Origin of the sequence: Streptococcus oralis subsp. dentisani (genome assembly GCF_002096335.1) — a bacterium.
GTDB classification, from domain to species: Bacteria; Bacillota; Bacilli; order Lactobacillales; family Streptococcaceae; genus Streptococcus; species Streptococcus oralis_Z.
This window is the reverse complement of record NZ_NCUW01000030.1, coordinates 422,271-440,529: the sequence shown is the minus strand read 5'-3', so window position 1 is coordinate 440,529 and position 18,259 is coordinate 422,271. Positions and strand designations below refer to the sequence as shown.

Below are 18,259 nucleotides of genomic sequence, written 5' to 3'. Positions count from 1 at the left end.
AATATGGGATTATTTGACCGTCTATTCGGGAAAAAAGAAGAGCCGAAAATCGAAGATGTTGTAAAAGAAGCACTGGAAAATCTTGATTTGTCAGAAGAGGTTGAGAAAAATCAAACTGCAGTCGAAGAAACTTCTCAGGAAGAGACAGCAAGAGACAAAGTGGAAGAAACACCTGCTCAAGAAGAAATTCCTCAGATCTCGACAGAAGAAGTTATTGAACCAGAAGCAGTCGAGGAAACAAACCAAGAGGAGCCGGAGCTAGAAGCTGTTGAATTGGAGCAAATCCAAGAGACAGAAGAAGCTCTAGAAGAAGAGAACCAAGAGACAGAAGAAGAGCTAGCGTCTGAAGTTGTAGAAGAAGAAAGTCCTCAGGTTGAAGAAACCGTTCAGGAAAAATATGACCGCAGTCTCAAGAAAACCCGTACGGGATTCGGAGCACGCTTGAATGCTTTCTTTGCCAACTTTCGTTCGGTTGATGAAGAATTCTTCGAGGAATTGGAAGAACTGCTCATCATGAGCGATGTCGGTGTGCAAGTCGCTTCAAACTTAACAGAAGAACTACGTTATGAAGCCAAACTTGAAAACGCTAAGAAACCTGACGCACTTCGTCGTGTCATTATCGAGAAATTGGTTGAACTCTATGAGAAGGATGGCAACTACGATGAACAAATCCATTTCCAAGATGGTTTGACAGTCATGCTCTTTGTCGGAGTCAATGGTGTTGGGAAAACAACTTCTATAGGGAAATTAGCTCATCGTTACAAACAAGCTGGCAAGAAAGTCATGCTGGTTGCTGCGGATACCTTCCGTGCTGGAGCCGTTGCCCAGTTAGCAGAATGGGGTCGCCGTGTAGATGTTCCTGTTGTAACTGGTCCTGAGAAAGCCGATCCAGCCAGCGTTGTCTTTGATGGGATGGAGCGTGCAGTAGCAGAAGGTATTGATATTTTGATGATTGACACAGCCGGTCGTTTGCAAAATAAAGAAAACTTGATGGCTGAGTTGGAAAAGATTGGTCGTATTATCAAGCGTGTCGTGCCAGAAGCGCCACATGAAACCTTCCTGGCACTCGATGCTTCAACTGGACAAAATGCTTTGGTACAAGCTAAAGAATTTTCGAAAATTACACCTGTTACTGGTATCGTATTGACTAAGATTGATGGAACTGCTCGAGGTGGTGTCGTTCTGGCAATTCGAGAAGAACTCAATATCCCTGTAAAATTGATCGGTTTTGGTGAAAAAATCGATGATATCGGTGAATTTAACTCTGAAAACTTTATGAAGGGTCTCTTAGAAGGCTTGGTTTAATAGAAAGTAAATAATCCTGCAAGATTAAACTTGCAGGATATTTTTGTTATTCTAAACGACCTTCTTCACGATAGGCGATATCTGGTTGCCAAGTCCATTTTGCTCCAAACTTCTCTAGTAAGTCAAAGCTTGCTTGTGGGCCCATACTTCCAGCTTTATAATCGTAAAGTGGAGCACCATTTTCAGCCCAAAGCTTTTCGATACGGTCAATCAATTTCCAAGAAGCACTCACCTCGTCCCAGTGGCTAAAGTTGGTAGAGTTGTTGTTCAAGACATCGTAGATTAATTTCTCGTATGGATCTGGTGAAGCCCCAGTAGCGGTAGCATCTGTACGATAATCCAGAGAGCTTGGCGCTAGGTTAAATTCTTCACCGACTTGCTTCCCATTGAGGCTGAGAGAGAATCCTTCAGTTGGTTGGATATAGATGGTCAAGATATTTGGTGCCAATGGTTCTCCAAAGATAGAGTCCATTTGCTTAAAGACGATATTGACATGAGTCCCTTTTTCAGTCAGACGTTTACCAGTACGGAAGAAGAAGGGAACACCACGGAAACGGTCGCTATCTACAAAGAAGGCGCCAGATGCAAAGGTTTCTGTTGTAGATTCTGGGTCGACATTTGGCTCGCTACGATAGGAAATGTATTTCATGCCATCGATTTTACCAGAGCGATATTGACCACGGATAAACTGTTCTTTCAGTTCTTCCTCAGTTGGATGATAGAGGTTTTTAAAGACTTTTATCTTTTCAGCACGAATCTCATCCTTTGTAAAGCTAGCTGGTTTGTCCATGGCTAGAAGAGAGAGGAGTTGGAGTGTATGGTTTTGCACCATATCACGAAGGGCACCAGATTGATCATAGTAGCCACCACGTTCTTCTACACCCAAGCGCTCTGCAAAGGTAATCTGAACATTATCGATGTGTTCGCGATTCCAAACATTCTCAAAAATCATGTTGGCAAAACGAACAGCAAAGATACTCTGAATCATCTCTTTACCTAGGTAATGGTCGATACGGTAGATTTGCTCCTCATCAAAGGCCGCAAGGAGATCTTCATTGAGTTTGCTAGCTGTTTCGTAGTCTGTACCAAATGGTTTCTCAACGATCAAGCGCTCAAAACCTTTACCATCGACAATGTTTTCAGATTTGAGGTGCTTGGCAATGGTTCCAAAGAACTGAGGTGCCATGGACAAGAAGAAGAGTTTATTGTGTTCAGCTTGGTATTTTTCATTGAGCTCAGCTTGTAATTGACGCAAAGCAATGTAATGTTCCGTATCATTCACATCATGGCTTTGATAGTAGAAGTGGCTAGCAAATTCTTGAGCTTGCTCGGTACTATCTGCCAAATCAAGGATGGACTCGACAACTACAGATTCAAAATATTCCTTACTCCAAGGTCTACGAGCTGTTCCGATAACAGCAAAATGCTCAGAGAGATTGCCTGATTTATAGAGTCTGAAAAGGGAAGGGTAGAGTTTGCGTTTAGCTAAATCTCCACTCGCACCGAAAATTGTAACAATAACCTTTGATGACATCTAGCTACCTAATTTCTATATTTTTTCCTAGTTGGACTAGGGATGAGATTTCCTCATTATCATAGTTTTTATTTTATCATAATTTTCAAAAAAAACAAAAAATCCAATACGCAATTAAAAAACTGTAAGGAGAACCTTACAGTTTTGTTTTATACATTTAAGACCTTGTCCAAGAACTCTTTTAGACGAGGGTGTTGCGGGTTATCGAAGATTTGATCTGGAGTTCCATCTTCTAGGAATTCACCATCAGCCGTAAAGATAACACGGTTAGCCACCTGACGAGCAAATCCCATCTCATGGGTTACGATAATCATGGTCATGCCTTGTTCCGCCAATTCCTTCATAACATTCAGTACATCTCCAACCATTTCAGGGTCAAGAGCGGAAGTTGGCTCATCAAAGAGCATGATATCAGGGTTCATAGCAAGTCCACGTGCGATGGCTACACGCTGTTTCTGACCACCTGAAAGGCTATCTGGATTGGCATTCGCTTTGTCTGCAAGGCCAACCTTTTCAAGCAACTCCATCCCCAATTTTTCAGCTTCTTCTTTGGTCATCCGTTTGTGTTCAATAGGAGCAAAAGTGATATTTTCTAGGACGGACATGTGAGGGAAGAGGTTGAAATGTTGGAAGACCATTCCCACGTTTTCACGAACATGGTCGACATTGGTTGATTTTTCAGTCAAATCATAACCATTCACTGTGATGTGGCCACTCGTTACCTCCTCGAGAAGGTTAAGACTACGGAGGAAGGTCGATTTACCAGAACCAGAAGGTCCGATGATACAGACAACATCTCCTTCGTAGAATTTAGTTGTAATACCTTTTAAAACTTCGTTTTTTCCATAATACTTATGCAAATCATTTACATCAATTTTTAGTTTTGCCATTAACGAATCCTCTTTTCTAAGCGTTTCGCTAGTCTAGTCAAAAGCGTGATAATTACAAGATAGAAGATAGCAAGGATTGCATACATCTTGAAACTTTGGTAGTTACGGGCGATGATAATCTTACCAGTTTGGAAAAGTTCAACCAGACCGATAGCAGAAACAATGGTTGTATCTTTAAGAGCGATAACGAATTGGTTGACAAAGTTTGGCAACATCAATTTAGTTGCTTGTGGCAAGATAATCTTACGCATGGTTTTTCCATAAGAGATACCAAGACTGCGGCTGGCCTCCATTTGTCCAACTGGAACGGCTTGGATCCCACCACGAACAATTTCAGCGATATAAGCAGCTGCATTGAGTGAGAGGGCGATAGTACCAGCAACAAAGTCATTGATTGGACTTTGTTGGCCTGTAATGGACTCGATGAAGTTTGGAATTCCCCAGAAAATGAAGGCTGCAAGAATCATCAATGGGATACCACGGATAACATCAACGAAAATCTCAGAGATCAGACGAAGAGATTTGTATGGACTAACGCTAAACATACCAAAGATAATCCCGATGACAATGGCAATTGCAAATGAAATAAGTGCTAGAGCAAGAGTGATTCCAAGTCCACTAAGAAGTTGTTTGTAGTTGTTTTGAAGCAAGCCCCAGATAGTCGTTTCGTCAACCGTACTTGTAGAGTTAGTTGAAGATTCGCTAGCTAGATACTTGTCAAGAATCTTTTGGAATTCTCCATTAGCTTTGAGGTTAGCAAGTCCATTATTGAACATCTGGATCAATTCAGGGTTTGTTCCTTTTTTAACCGCAAAGGCAGTTTCACCGATTGGAGTTCCAGCGATTGGCGTTTTCAATTTTTGCCCTTGACTGATAGAATATTTGAGAACAGGCTCATCATCCATCACGGCATCAATAGAGCCAGTGTTCAGACTGTCATACATTGATGCGCCATCTGCAAAGGTTTTAATCTTATAGCCGTATTTGCTTTGGTTTTCAGTAAGGAATGTTTGAGAAGCAGTCCCGTTTTTAACACCGACAGTTTTATCCTTGAGGTCTTCATAAGAAGCAATGGTGCTTGATTCTTTCACACCGAGAATCGTATTTGCTGTGTAGTATGATTCTGAGAAGTCGAAGGTTTCCTTACGGGCATCTGTTACAGACATACCAGCAATGATACCATCTGCTTGTCCTGCTTGAACAGCACTAATGGCTGCGTCAAATCCTGGGTTAGTAATTTCAATTTCAAAACCTTGATCTTTGGCAATGGCCTTGATGAGGTCCATATCAATACCAGTGTATTGATTGCTTGAATTTTGAAAGACGAATGGGGCAAAAGATGAGTCGCTGGCAATAATGTACTTGCTTTTCACTGGAGTAGCTTTTTGTCCAGCAGCAGTAGTTGTCGTTGGGCTTGCCGTAGTTGTAGAAGCGGTCCATTTTTGGATGATTTGCTCCAAGCTACCATCCTTTTTCATTTGTGCTAGGGCTTCGTTAAACTCGGTAACCAAGTGTTCATACTTGCTTCCTTTCTTGACACCAAAGGCAAAGCTTCCAACAGCCTCACCATCCATATTGATGCTGAGATCTTGTCCTTGGTTAATCGCATACTCAATAACAGGTTTATCATCCATGATGGCATTTACAGCACCAGCACTTAGACTGTTATTCATCAAATCGCCTGTATCAAAGGTTTTGATAGAGAAACCGTATTTATCTTTGATACTTTCGAGGAAACGTTGGGCGGCAGTTCCGTTCTTAACTCCAACTGTTTTTCCGCTAAGTTCCTCATATTTGGTGATTTTATTTGCCTTTGTGGTAGCAATGACAACTTTTGTATCATAATATGTATCAGACATGGTAAAGACATTTTCACGTTCTTTTGTTTTTGTCATACCTGCCATAATAGCATCTGCTTGGCCTGACTGCACCGCATTTACAGCTGCATCAAAGCCAGGATAAGACATTTGGATGTTCCACCCTTTGATTTCTGCGACTTTATTGATAATATCAACATCAATCCCTTTATAGGTTTGATCTGAATCTTTAAACTCAAAAGGTGCGTAAGCTGTATCAGACACAATCTTAACAGTATCAGCTTTTGCCATACCTAGTGAGAAAATGGGAAATAAAATGAGCAAACATGCTAGTATTTTTTTCTTCATTTTTAGTCTCCTTTTCCGAATATTTTCCCATTATATCAGAAAATGAATGAAAAGGCAAATTTTATGGTTTTTATGTAAGAAAATGTAACATAGAATCCTTGCTCTTATCAACTTAGAGAGGAGTCTGAAAAGTAAATTTATGGTAAAATAGAAGGATAGAAAAATGCAGATGAGGCAATCATGATAAATCGAATTACAGATAATAAATTTAAACTAGTATCAAAATATGAACCTTCAGGAGATCAACCCCAAGCGATTGAGCAGTTGGTTGACAATATCGAGGGTGGAGAAAAGGCTCAGATTCTGATGGGGGCGACGGGTACAGGGAAGACCTATACCATGAGTCAGGTCATTTCCAAAGTCAACAAACCAACTCTGGTCATTGCCCATAACAAAACCCTAGCTGGTCAGCTCTATGGGGAGTTTAAGGAATTTTTCCCTGAAAATGCTGTTGAGTACTTCGTATCCTACTATGATTATTATCAACCTGAGGCCTATGTCCCTTCGAGTGATACTTATATTGAAAAGGATAGCTCGGTCAATGATGAGATTGACAAGCTCCGTCACTCAGCGACTTCAGCACTTCTGGAGCGCAATGATGTCATCGTTGTGGCTTCAGTCTCTTGTATCTATGGTTTGGGTTCGCCTAAGGAATACTCTGATAGCGTGGTTAGTCTTCGTCCAGGTCTTGAGATTTCTCGTGATAAACTTTTGAATGACTTGGTCGATATTCAGTTTGAACGTAATGATATTGATTTCCAACGGGGAAGATTTCGCGTGCGTGGGGATGTGGTGGAGATTTTCCCAGCTTCCCGTGATGAACACGCTTTTCGAGTAGAGTTTTTCGGGGATGAGATTGACCGTATCCGTGAAGTTGAGGCTTTGACAGGTCAGGTATTGGGAGAAGTGGATCATTTGGCGATTTTCCCTGCCACTCACTTTGTGACCAATGACGACCACATGAAAGTTGCGATTGCCAAGATTCAGGCAGAATTAGAAGAGCAGTTAGCCATATTTGAGAAGGAAGGCAAACTGCTAGAAGCCCAGCGTTTGAAACAGCGGACAGAGTATGATATTGAAATGTTACGTGAGATGGGCTATACAAATGGGGTTGAGAACTACTCTCGTCACATGGATGGTCGTAGCGAAGGAGAGCCTCCTTATACGCTTCTCGACTTCTTCCCAGATGATTTCTTGATTATGATTGATGAAAGTCACATGACCATGGGGCAAATCAAGGGAATGTACAATGGAGACCGTTCGCGTAAGGAAATGCTGGTTAATTATGGTTTCCGTTTGCCGTCTGCCTTGGACAATCGCCCTCTCCGTCGTGAGGAGTTTGAAAGTCATGTGCATCAGATTGTTTACGTTTCAGCGACACCAGGTGACTATGAAAATGAACAGACCGAGACAGTGATCGAGCAAATCATTCGTCCGACAGGTCTTTTGGATCCTGAAGTGGAAGTCCGACCAACTATGGGACAGATTGATGACCTCCTAGGTGAAATCAATGCCCGTGTTGAAAAGAATGAACGGACCTTTATCACAACCTTGACCAAGAAAATGGCAGAGGACTTAACTGACTACTTCAAAGAAATGGGCATCAAAGTCAAGTACATGCACTCGGACATCAAGACCTTGGAGCGGACAGAGATCATCCGTGACCTGCGCTTGGGTGTTTTTGATGTTTTGGTCGGAATCAACCTCCTTCGTGAAGGTATTGACGTTCCTGAGGTGAGTCTAGTTGCCATTCTAGATGCTGACAAGGAAGGTTTCCTTCGTAACGAACGTGGCTTAATCCAGACCATTGGTCGTGCTGCTCGTAACAGCGAAGGGCATGTCATCATGTATGCGGACACGATGACTCAGTCTATGCAACGTGCCATTGATGAAACGGCTCGTCGTCGGAAAATCCAGATGGCTTATAATGAAGAGCATGGTATCGTTCCACAAACCATTAAGAAAGAAATCCGTGACCTTATTGCCGTGACTAAAGCAGTTTCTAAGGAAGAGGACAAGGAAGTTGATATCAATAGTCTCAACAAACAAGAACGCAAAGAACTCGTCAAGAAACTAGAAAAACAAATGCAAGAAGCTGTTGAAGTGCTTGACTTTGAACTGGCAGCTCAGATACGCGATATGATGTTGGAAGTCAAGGCGTTGGGGTAGGATTTTAGAAGGAGATAAAATGGAAGAGTTAAATTATTTTACAGGTAAATTTAGTAAATCTGAATTAGAAGATCATTTTGATTCTTTGAATGAAGAAAAACTGAAATCCGAACTTGAAAATTTTAGTAATCAATATTTAAAGTTATCTGAAGAAGAACAATTGAAATATGTTGAACCTGTTCTTGATGTTTGTAGAAGTTTTGAAGAGCAAATTGATAAAACTATCCAAAAAAATATTTTAGAATCCATAAATAAAATACTATCAAATAACTCACAAGTATATAGTTGGAGTGTATGCTTTAGGTATTTAGATTCTCTTTATTATTATTTATTTGAACCAAAAGAATATGAAGAATATTCTATATTGTTTGAAAATGAGAGTTATTTCTTTAAAATTATTGATTTAGTATTAAAAGATAATCTAGAGAATAGTAAAATGATTTATTCGGATTTGCTTTCAGTTTTTGTTCCACTATTTAGACAGAAAAGTTTACCAGAAGAAAAAAGAAACTATTTTAAAAGTAAATTAGAACCGTTCATCAACTTTATATTTGAAAAATTTGAATTTGAAAATATTGATTTTGAAGATATTGATTTTGAATTTTCTATATATTGGTATCTTAGATTAGATGAGCTTGTTTCAATTTTTCAATTTGAGCACTTAAAGATAATAAATAAATATTTTATTGAGAATCCACAAGCTGAAGATATTGGTGACTATCTAGATTTTGTATCAAGAAACTTTGATGACGTGATTGAAGATTCGATAGTAATTGTTCGAAAGATAGCAGAAGAAAATGATTCGGATATCATACGAAACCGAGCTATTAAGTTAATTGAGAAGTATGATAATGATTACTTGAATAAGCAAAGTGATTCAGAATCTATCTCATCATTAGACGCTGAACAACTTTTAAAACAAGCAGATAAGATTATATACTATATACGTTATAAATTGACTGTTGATGCTGAAGAGTTAAAAGAAATTGGTTCCTTTGGACATTATACTAAGATTGACACATTAACAAATTTTCTTATAAAAGCAGACTGGAAAAATGAAAATAATTCTGAAACTCAACCTCCATTTTTACGACTTACTAATCTCAAGCAGTTAAATGACCCGATGGAAGGAAGAGTAATATATGATTATTTGGGTATGGATAATACTTTTTTTCAACAATACCAAACTTCTAATGTCTTTATATCTTCTCTAACTACAGTATCTGACAGCCTACCTATGTGGAAGGAGTATGCAGATTCATCTCAAGGCGCCTTCCTTGAATATGATCTATCTTATCTTGAAGATATCGTTGCTCATAAATCGATAGAGTTTGTTAAAGTTCATTATTTAGATTTAATGTCAGAGAATAAAGATGAAACAGATGTTGGTAAATTTCTTGATAAATTAAAACAGATTTTTGAAAAATTACAAGAGCTTAAAGCTGAAGAAGAATTAATAGGTTTTGCTGAGAAATTAAAGAAGATTTCTTACCTTTTTAAAGTTAAAGACTATGAGTATGAAATGGAGTATCGTATTTTAATTAATTTAGACGATACAGAGATACAAAATATTATTAATAGAGATGCTAATGATTCATCAAATGAGAAATACTTGAAGAAAGAAGAAATTGGGTTAGAAGTTTTTGATAAAGTTAACTATCATGATTTCAGAAAGTATATTGTATTAAGCTCGAAAGACAATGGCAGATATGATTTATTTGTATACATCAATCTGGCTCCCTTGAAATATTCGAAGGTTATCCTAGGTCCAAAGGTTACGGATGCAGACTATATTGCTCCTTATCTCAAACTTGCCAATCCTGATATAGAGATAGAAAGTTCGAAAATTCCTTATCGTTAAGTTGAGGATGACATAAAGCAGAAGGTGGTTTGCAAGAGTTTATCAAGAGTGGAATAGATAATGCAAACTTAATTGGGCAATCTTTTATAAAACAAGAATCTTTAAATGGCGCTATCTCATATTTCAATTTATAAGCCCTTTTTTAACTATTCTTACATGGCTGTACCTATTCTTAGAATTGTCCGTTATACCCAATTCCTCTATTGCTATTAGTATAGCTTATCAAGTAGAGGGGCAAGAACTTATCATTGACAGAGGAGGTCTACATACTAGCCATTGTGAGTATCATGACTTAGTAAATTCCTTTATCATGAAGTCCGAAGTAAAATACAACGAAGATACATTTTAATAACTTAGAAAGCGAGAAAATCCATGTCCCGTGCGCAAGCAACCATTTTAACCAATATCTGTCTGATTGAAGACATTGAAACCAAGCGTGTAGTCATGCAATATCGATCTCCTGAAAGCAATCACTGGTCTGGCTACGCTTTTCCAGGTGGTCATGTTGAGAATGGCGAGGCTTTTGCAGAGTCAGTGATCCGAGAAGTCTACGAAGAAACAGGATTGACTATTCAAAATCCTCAACTGGTCGGCATTAAAAATTGGCCATTAGATACAGGTGAGCGCTATATCGTCTTTTGCTACAAGGCAACAGAGTTTACTGGGAATCTTCAATCTTCGGATGAAGGTCAAGTTTCTTGGGTACAAAAAGACCAGATTCCTAACTTGGATCTGGCCTATGATATGTTGCCCTTGATGGAAATGATGGAAGCACCTGATAAGTCGGAATTTTTCTACCGTCATCGTACAGAAGATGGCTGGGAGAAAGAAACCTTTTAGTCTTTTACTAAATAACCAAGTTTATCCAAGGCCTCCTCAATATAGTGGAGGTCTTGTTGTGTTTCTGCTTCGACAAGGTGGTAATGGATACCATCTGTCAATTCTGAAAGGGGTCTAAAGTCAGACTTCTCGACTTGCTCTAGAAAATGCTGAACATCTCGGCGACAGGTGAGTTTGAGCAGGGTTTCAATTTCTCCATAAACTGGATGGTCAATCAAAGTATTCTGTACACGTCCGCCATTATCTACAATGGCTAGGAGTTCCTGCCCAATTTCTTCCATCTCATGTTTGACCTTGAAAAGTTTGTGAACGTAAGGACTGGCATCATTTTCTTTGTAGATATAGCCACGATTGGTGGATAGGATAGGAGCTCCATCTGCCCTCAAGATGGCAATATCTTGGACGATGATTTGACGAGTGACATGGAAGTGCTCGGCCAAGGTCTGACCATTGAGGGCTTTTGGTGCCTCTTTCAACAGTTTGAGAAGGGCTTGTTTGCGATCTTTTGTCATAGTTTTTCCTTTTAGCGACGTTTTCGAAGCACTTTATAGACAGCTAGTGCTAATGTATAGTCTACCATACTATGGACAATCGTGCCAAAACCAACTAGGACAAAGAGAACATAAAACATATTTTCAACATTTGTCCCTGAAGTAGCATAGAAGATGATACAAGCTACCACTTCAGCGATAGCATGAACAACACCCAAAACAAAGTTAAAAATCCAAGATGCCTTTGGTTTATCCAATGTTTCAGGGAATTTCTTTAAGTACAAAGCTCCCAAAATACCAAAAACGATGTGAGAAAAAGCGCGCAGGACGATAACCATGGGATAGCCTGCCATCAGGAAGCCGAGACTAGATGCAATAATCACAAAACCAGCCATCAAAGGCGAAAGAAACATGGCGATAAAGATGGCGATATGACTTCCCAAGGTGTAAGAAGCCGGTGGGATGACGATTTTAAAAGGCATAATGATTGGAATCAAAATCGCTATTGCAGTGAGTAGGGCAGTCATAGTCATAAACTGCGTTTTTTTCCGTATATCCATAAGAACCTCCATTTAACTGTATATACACAAGTATAGTACAATAAATCGATAGACATGTCAAGAATTTATTTTGATTTTATTGAAAATTTTCAAAAGTATAGGTGGTAGATTCAAAGGATTTTCATATATTTTCAAAATTTTGAACTAATGACTCCTTGGTAAATAACCATTTATGAATAGAAGATGAGCCTTTACTGGTGAAAACTAAAACTCCACCTTCAAGACTGAAAGTGGAATTATGTTTATTTCTTCAAGGTTTCGAGACGTGGGACAATTGCTGCTGTTAGAACTGCAGAGATGACAAGCTCAGCAATTGAGTTGGTTGAAATAACAGTTGCTAAGAGTTTTTGGATATTTCCATCGAAGACACTTCCAAAAAGGAAGAAGATTCCCCCAAGTACAAAAACTGTATTTGTAAGTGAACCAAGAGCTCCGGCAATGATGAGACCCGTTCTGTTTTTCAATAATTTATAAACTAAATAAGGTGTCAGACCAATCAAAATACGAGGTAGGATGGCAATCATTGCTGAATAGATGTTTCCGTTTGGTACAAAAGGTGAGAATAGGTAGCTAGTTGGAAGGATTGTAATCGTGTTAACCGTCAAGCTAAGTAGCCCCATCAAGAATCCTAGTGTAACACCAACTCGTGGACCGTAAATAATACTTGCAATAATGACAGGAATATGCACGATAGTTGGTTTGATTGGGAATGGGAATAGATTAAATAAGAGAGAGCTCAGAAAGTGAATGACTAACATGGTCGCAAAAAAGATAGCAATCGGAGCAATATTAGAGCGTTTTTTCATTGAGTGTTTCCTTTATTCTTTCTAAAATAATATCCAGGTCTGCCAAAGCTCCCCTTCCGTAGTCTCCACAAGCTAGCAGGGATTCTTTAGGAGCAATCAGCTGATAACCGTAGTTTTCTAATGTTTTCAGATTAGTCTGAGTTGCCGGATGGTCATACATCTTTGTATTCATAGCTGGTGCGACTAACTTTTTGACGTGGTCTGGCAAGGCAAGAGCCGTACTGGTAACCATGTTATCCGCAAATCCATGGGCTAGTTTGGCAATAGTGTTAGCAGTTGCAGGGACAACGATAAAAAGGTCGGTTTCTTTTCCTCTTTCGATATGATTGACTTGATCAGGATAGGGTTCCTTCATGACATTAAGGTGGACAGGATTTTGAGAGAGGACCTGTAATGTCAAAGGCTGGATAAACTCTGTAGCAGCCTCGGTCATTAAGACAGTGACATCATGGCCCTGTTTTTTCAAGGAACTGACTAGGTCAGCTGATTTATAAGAGGCGATGGAACCTGTCACTGCAATCAAAATGTTTGCCATGGTTTTCCTTTCTATGAATCGTATGCTTGAATTTTCTCAAGGAGGAGTTCTGCAATTTCCTCTTTAGTTTGGACAGTTTGAAGCTGATCTTTCTCAACAAAGATAGCTCGGTGCTGGTTTGCTGAGATTTGAGTAAGGTCATTTGCTATGATTAAGTCAGCCTGGTTTTTGACAAGACTCTGTCTAGCAACCTCAATAAGATGATCTTCAGTAACATCAACCAACAGTTTGAAACCAATCAGATGAATTGAAGGATTCCATTCTTTGACTAGAGAGATAATCTTGGGTGTTTTTTTCAAAAACAAAACCTGCACCTCATCATTAGAAGAGATTTTAGCTTCATTGTTTTGCTTGTCTAAAAATTCTTCCAGATTAGAACTCGCCTCAACTGCACCTAGCCCTGTCATATAAACAGGACTGTAGTCGGATACAGCCATAGAATGAATCAAGACCTGATAATCTTGAACACGCTCTTTCATCTCTAAAAGGAGATCATTCGTGTTTTTGATTTCTAGAATGGTTAGATGGGGATGAGGTTCTGGTTTAAGAGCATTACGAGTAGTAATCAGACAAACCTCATGACCAGCAGCAAGCAGGGTTTCGGTGATGATTTTCCCCAAGCGACCTGTAGAATGGTTCGTGATAGAGCGGACGCTGTCAATTGCTTCACTGGTACCGCCAGACGTAACTAAAATTTTCATAGGACTATTGTACACAAAAATAAACGGTAAGTAAAATGAAAGCGATAAATTCTTGGGAAAACGGAGATTTATTATAGTTTCAAACTATAAAGCCATATAAAATTTAAGAAAAGGCTCTAAAAACCTCAAAAAATTGCAATATTTACGAACATTAGCAAGCTTAATGGGTGTTAAAAATCTTATTTTGTGTTATAATGAATTATCATATAAGAGGTTAGAGGAGTTTTGAATGAAAACAGATATTGAAATCGCACAGAGTATTGAGTTAAAGTCAATCGTGGATGTTGTAGAGAAACTTGGGATTTCTTACGATGATTTGGAGTTGTACGGAAAGTACAAGGCTAAGCTCAGTTTTGATAAAATTCGTGCAGTTGAGAACAATCCAATTGGCAAATTGATCTTGGTGACTGCCATCAACCCAACACCTGCAGGTGAAGGGAAGTCAACCATTACCATTGGTCTTGCAGATGCCTTAAACAAGATCGGCAAGAAAACCATGATTGCTATCCGCGAACCGTCTCTTGGCCCAGTTATGGGGATTAAGGGTGGTGCCGCTGGTGGTGGTTATGCGCAAGTTCTGCCAATGGAAGACATCAACCTCCACTTTACTGGAGACATGCATGCCATCACAACTGCCAACAATGCTCTTTCTGCTTTGATTGACAACCACTTGCACCAAGGAAATGAGCTAGGAATTGACCAACGTCGTATCCTTTGGAAGCGTGTAGTGGACTTGAACGATCGTGCTCTGCGCCATGTGACTGTTGGTCTTGGTGGCCCTCTAAATGGTATTCCACGTGAGGATGGTTTCGATATTACCGTTGCTTCTGAAATTATGGCCATTCTTTGCTTGGCGACGGATATTGAAGACTTGAAACGTCGTTTAGCCAATATCGTTATCGGATATCGCTATGACCGTACCCCTGTTTCTGTTGGTGATTTGCAGGTTGAAGGTGCTTTAGCATTGATCTTGAAAGATGCTATCAAACCAAACTTGGTTCAGACGATTTACGGTACACCTGCCTTTGTACATGGTGGTCCATTTGCCAATATCGCTCACGGATGTAACTCTGTTTTGGCAACAAAAACTGCTCTCCGTTTAGCGGATTACACAGTGACAGAAGCTGGCTTTGGTGCGGACCTTGGCGCTGAAAAATTCCTTGATATCAAGACACCAAACTTGCCAACTTCTCCAGATGCGGTAGTCATCGTTGCAACCCTTCGTGCCCTTAAGATGAATGGTGGCGTTGCTAAAGATGCTCTGACAGAAGAAAACGTAGAAGCAGTTCGCGCAGGTTTTGCTAACTTGAGACGCCATGTTGAAAACATCCGTAAGTTTGGTATTCCTGCAGTTGTCGCGATTAACGAATTTGTCTCTGATACAGAAGCTGAAATCGCAGCCTTGAAAGAACTCTGTGCTTCAATTGATGTGCCAGTTGAACTAGCAAGTGTCTGGGCTGATGGCGCGGAAGGTGGAGTAGCTCTTGCTGAAACGGTTGTTAAGACTATCGCAGAAAATCCAGCTAACTACACACGTCTTTATGACAACGACCTTTCTGTCCAAGAAAAGATTGAAAAGATTGTTACTGAAATCTATCGCGGTACAAAAGTCAACTTTGAAAAGAAAGCCCAAACGCAAATCGCACAAATCGTTCAGAATGGTTGGGACAAATTGCCAATCTGTATGGCTAAAACTCAATATAGTTTATCAGACAATCCAAATGCACTTGGAGCCCCAGAAAACTTTGAAATTACCATTCGTGAATTGGTACCAAAATTGGGGGCGGGCTTCATCGTTGCCTTAACTGGTGATGTCATGACCATGCCAGGACTTCCAAAACGACCAGCTGCTCTCAATATGGACGTTGAAAGCGACGGAACTGTTCTAGGATTGTTCTAAAATTTAGATGATATTAAAAGAGTTTGGAAATGCTATCCAAGCTCTTTTTCATGTTAGAAGATAACCTCAACTTTATTTGAGAAAGACATGTTTTGTAAGCTATGGTGAAAAATTTGCTTGTCAAAGTGTTCTCCGTAAAGTTTCTATTTTCCCTGAATTCTGATATAATAGAAACATTGACTTCAAGAGTAAGGAAGAGAAAATGAACGCATTATTGAATGGAATGAATGACCGTCAGGCTGAGGCGGTGCAAACGACTGAGGGGCCCTTGTTAATCATGGCGGGGGCTGGTTCTGGGAAGACTCGTGTTTTAACCCACAGAATCGCTTACTTGATTGATGAAAAGCTGGTCAATCCTTGGAATATCTTGGCCATTACCTTTACCAATAAGGCGGCTCGTGAGATGAAAGAGCGTGCTTATGGTCTCAATCCAGCTACTCAGGACTGTCTGATTGCAACTTTTCACTCCATGTGTGTTCGTATTCTGCGTCGTGATGCGGATCATATCGGCTACAATCGTAATTTTACTATAGTGGATCCAGGAGAGCAACGAACTCTCATGAAACGCATTCTCAAACAGTTGAACTTGAATCCGAAAAAATGGAATGAACGGACAATCTTGGGAAGCATTTCCAATGCTAAGAATGACTTGATTGATGATGTGGCTTATGCTTCCCAAGCTGGCGATATGTACACGCAAATCGTGGCTCAATGTTACACAGCCTATCAGAAAGAGCTTCGTCAGTCTGAGTCCGTTGACTTTGATGATTTGATTATGTTGACCCTGCGTCTTTTCGATCAAAATCCTGATGTTCTGACTTACTACCAGCAGAAGTTCCAATACATCCATGTTGATGAGTACCAAGATACCAATCATGCCCAGTACCAACTAGTCAAACTTTTGGCATCTCGCTTTAAAAATATCTGTGTGGTTGGGGATGCAGACCAGTCTATCTACGGTTGGCGTGGTGCGGATATGCAGAATATCTTGGATTTCGAAAAGGATTATCCTCAAGCCAAGGTTGTTTTACTAGAAGAAAATTACCGTTCAACTAAAACCATTCTGCAAGCCGCCAATGATGTTATTAAAAATAATAAAAATCGTCGTCCTAAGAATCTCTGGACCCAGAATGCTGATGGGGAACAAATCGTCTACTACCGAGCTAACGATGAACAAGACGAGGCTGTTTTTGTAGCCAAAACCATTGATGAACTCGGTCGCAGCCAAAACTTCCTTCACAAAGACTTTGCAGTTCTTTATCGAACTAATGCGCAATCCCGTACTATTGAGGAAGCCCTGCTCAAGTCCAATATTCCTTATACCATGGTTGGAGGGACCAAGTTCTACAGCCGTAAGGAAATTCGTGATATTATCGCTTATCTCAACCTCATCGCCAATCCTAGCGATAATATCAGTTATGAGCGCGTAGTCAATGAGCCTAAGCGTGGTGTCGGACCAGGAACGGTAGAGAAAATTCGGGATTTTGCGAATATGCAAGAAATGTCCATGCTGGATGCTTCCGCCAATATCATGTTGTCTGGTATCAAAGGGAAAGCAGCCCAATCTATCTGGGATTTTGCCAATATGATTCTGGATTTGCGGGAGCAACTGGACCAATTAACCATTACAGAGTTGGTCGAAGCGGTTCTGGAAAAAACAGGCTACGTGGATATTCTTAATGCCCAAGCGACCTTGGAGAGCAAGGCTCGGGTTGAGAATATCGAAGAGTTCCTATCTGTTACTAAGAATTTTGATGACAATCCTGATAGTCAAGAAGAGGAAACAGGTTTAGATAAACTCAGTCGTTTCTTGAATGACCTTGCCTTAATTGCCGATACAGATTCTGGCAGTCAGGAGACATCTGAAGTAATCTTGATGACACTCCATGCAGCTAAAGGACTGGAGTTTCCGGTTGTCTTTATTATCGGGATGGAGGAAAATGTCTTTCCACTTAGTCGAGCAGCTGAGGATCCTGATGAGCTGGAAGAAGAACGCCGTTTGGCCTATGTAGGTATCACGCGCGCTGAAAAGATCCTCTATCTGACCAATGCCAACTCTCGCTTGCTTTTCGGTCGTACTAGCTACAACCGCCCAACACGTTTTATCAATGAAATCAGCTCTGACTTGCTTGAGTATCAAGGCTTGGCTCGACCAGCTAACACCAGTTTCAAGGCTTCCTATAGCAGTGGTGAGGTTGCTTTCGGTCAAGGAATGAGTTTGGCTCAGGTACTTCAAGACCGTAAACGCAAGGCTGCACCAAGCTCTATCCAGTTAAGTGGTCTCCCATTTGGACAATTTGCAGCTGGGAATAAGAAAGATTCGAGTGATACAGGCTGGTCTATTGGGGATATTGCTCTTCACAAGAAGTGGGGAGAGGGCACTGTTCTAGAAGTGTCAGGTAGTGGCGATACTCAGGAACTAAAAATCAATTTCCCAGAAGTAGGTTTGAAAAAACTCTTAGCTAGCGTAGCTCCAATTGAGAAAAAAATCTAATTATCCAT

14 protein-coding genes are annotated in these 18,259 nt (G+C 40.1%); 6 read left to right on the top strand and 8 right to left on the bottom strand.

Annotated features, from left to right (window positions below):
• Positions 1 to 3 precede the first annotated feature (3 nt).
• The gene (gene ftsY, locus B7709_RS08590) at positions 4 to 1,305 is read left to right on the top strand and encodes a signal recognition particle-docking protein FtsY (protein WP_084972456.1); all 1,302 of its coding nucleotides are present in this window, start codon (positions 4 to 6) and stop codon (positions 1,303 to 1,305) included.
• A gap of 46 nt (positions 1,306 to 1,351) precedes the next feature.
• On the opposite strand, the gene zwf is transcribed toward ftsY, so the two are convergent.
• From zwf to B7709_RS08575, 3 genes are all read right to left on the bottom strand, one after another.
• Positions 1,352 to 2,839, bottom strand: coding sequence for a glucose-6-phosphate dehydrogenase (zwf, locus tag B7709_RS08585; protein ID WP_084939726.1), 1,488 nt, complete (start codon positions 2,837 to 2,839; stop codon positions 1,352 to 1,354).
• Between the two features lie 149 nt (positions 2,840 to 2,988).
• Positions 2,989 to 3,729, bottom strand: coding sequence for an amino acid ABC transporter ATP-binding protein (locus B7709_RS08580; protein ID WP_001096337.1), 741 nt, complete (start codon positions 3,727 to 3,729; stop codon positions 2,989 to 2,991).
• On the bottom strand, positions 3,729 to 5,894 hold the full coding sequence (locus B7709_RS08575) for an ABC transporter substrate-binding protein/permease (RefSeq protein WP_049478192.1): 2,166 nt from the start codon (positions 5,892 to 5,894) through the stop codon (positions 3,729 to 3,731). Before B7709_RS08575 ends, B7709_RS08580 begins: the two co-directional genes overlap by 1 nt.
• A 180-nt stretch (positions 5,895 to 6,074) precedes the next feature.
• Between B7709_RS08575 and uvrB the strand changes: the two genes are divergently transcribed.
• The 3 genes from uvrB (at position 6,075) to B7709_RS08560 (ending at position 10,764) form a co-directional block, all read left to right on the top strand.
• Positions 6,075 to 8,063, top strand: coding sequence for an excinuclease ABC subunit UvrB (gene uvrB / locus B7709_RS08570; RefSeq protein WP_084972455.1), 1,989 nt, complete (start codon positions 6,075 to 6,077; stop codon positions 8,061 to 8,063).
• A 19-nt stretch (positions 8,064 to 8,082) separates the two neighbouring features.
• Positions 8,083 to 9,924: a DUF2971 domain-containing protein gene (locus B7709_RS08565; protein ID WP_084972454.1), complete on the top strand. Its 1,842-nt coding sequence runs from the start codon at positions 8,083 to 8,085 to the stop codon at positions 9,922 to 9,924.
• 372 nt (positions 9,925 to 10,296) lie between these two features.
• On the top strand, positions 10,297 to 10,764 hold the full coding sequence (locus B7709_RS08560) for an 8-oxo-dGTP diphosphatase (RefSeq protein WP_061453685.1): 468 nt from the start codon (positions 10,297 to 10,299) through the stop codon (positions 10,762 to 10,764).
• Here B7709_RS08560 and B7709_RS08555 read toward each other — a convergent pair.
• From B7709_RS08555 to coaB, 5 genes are all read right to left on the bottom strand, one after another.
• Positions 10,761 to 11,276 (bottom strand): transcription repressor NadR, encoded by a 516-nt coding sequence (locus B7709_RS08555; RefSeq protein WP_084972453.1) that lies wholly within the window; start codon positions 11,274 to 11,276, stop codon positions 10,761 to 10,763. The two genes, B7709_RS08560 and B7709_RS08555, sit on opposite strands and share 4 nt — an antisense overlap.
• An 11-nt stretch (positions 11,277 to 11,287) precedes the next feature.
• Entirely contained in the window at positions 11,288 to 11,815 is a 528-nt protein-coding gene (locus B7709_RS08550) for an ECF transporter S component (protein WP_084972452.1), read from the bottom strand.
• 242 nt (positions 11,816 to 12,057) lie between these two features.
• A complete protein-coding gene (locus B7709_RS08545) occupies positions 12,058 to 12,621 on the bottom strand; it encodes an ECF transporter S component (protein ID WP_084972451.1) in 564 nt (187 codons plus the stop codon).
• Positions 12,605 to 13,156, bottom strand: a complete 552-nt coding sequence (gene coaC / locus B7709_RS08540) for a phosphopantothenoylcysteine decarboxylase (protein WP_084972450.1) — start codon at positions 13,154 to 13,156, stop codon at positions 12,605 to 12,607. Before coaC ends, B7709_RS08545 begins: the two co-directional genes overlap by 17 nt.
• A gap of 11 nt (positions 13,157 to 13,167) precedes the next feature.
• The gene (coaB, locus tag B7709_RS08535) at positions 13,168 to 13,857 is read right to left on the bottom strand and encodes a phosphopantothenate--cysteine ligase (protein ID WP_084972449.1); all 690 of its coding nucleotides are present in this window, start codon (positions 13,855 to 13,857) and stop codon (positions 13,168 to 13,170) included.
• 229 nt (positions 13,858 to 14,086) lie between these two features.
• Between coaB and B7709_RS08530 the strand changes: the two genes are divergently transcribed.
• Together B7709_RS08530 and pcrA are read left to right on the top strand one after the other, a co-directional pair.
• Positions 14,087 to 15,757, top strand: a complete 1,671-nt coding sequence (locus tag B7709_RS08530) for a formate--tetrahydrofolate ligase (protein WP_084972448.1) — start codon at positions 14,087 to 14,089, stop codon at positions 15,755 to 15,757.
• 202 nt (positions 15,758 to 15,959) lie between these two features.
• The gene (gene pcrA, locus B7709_RS08525) at positions 15,960 to 18,251 is read left to right on the top strand and encodes a DNA helicase PcrA (protein WP_084972447.1); all 2,292 of its coding nucleotides are present in this window, start codon (positions 15,960 to 15,962) and stop codon (positions 18,249 to 18,251) included.
• Positions 18,252 to 18,259: the final 8 nt, after the last annotated feature.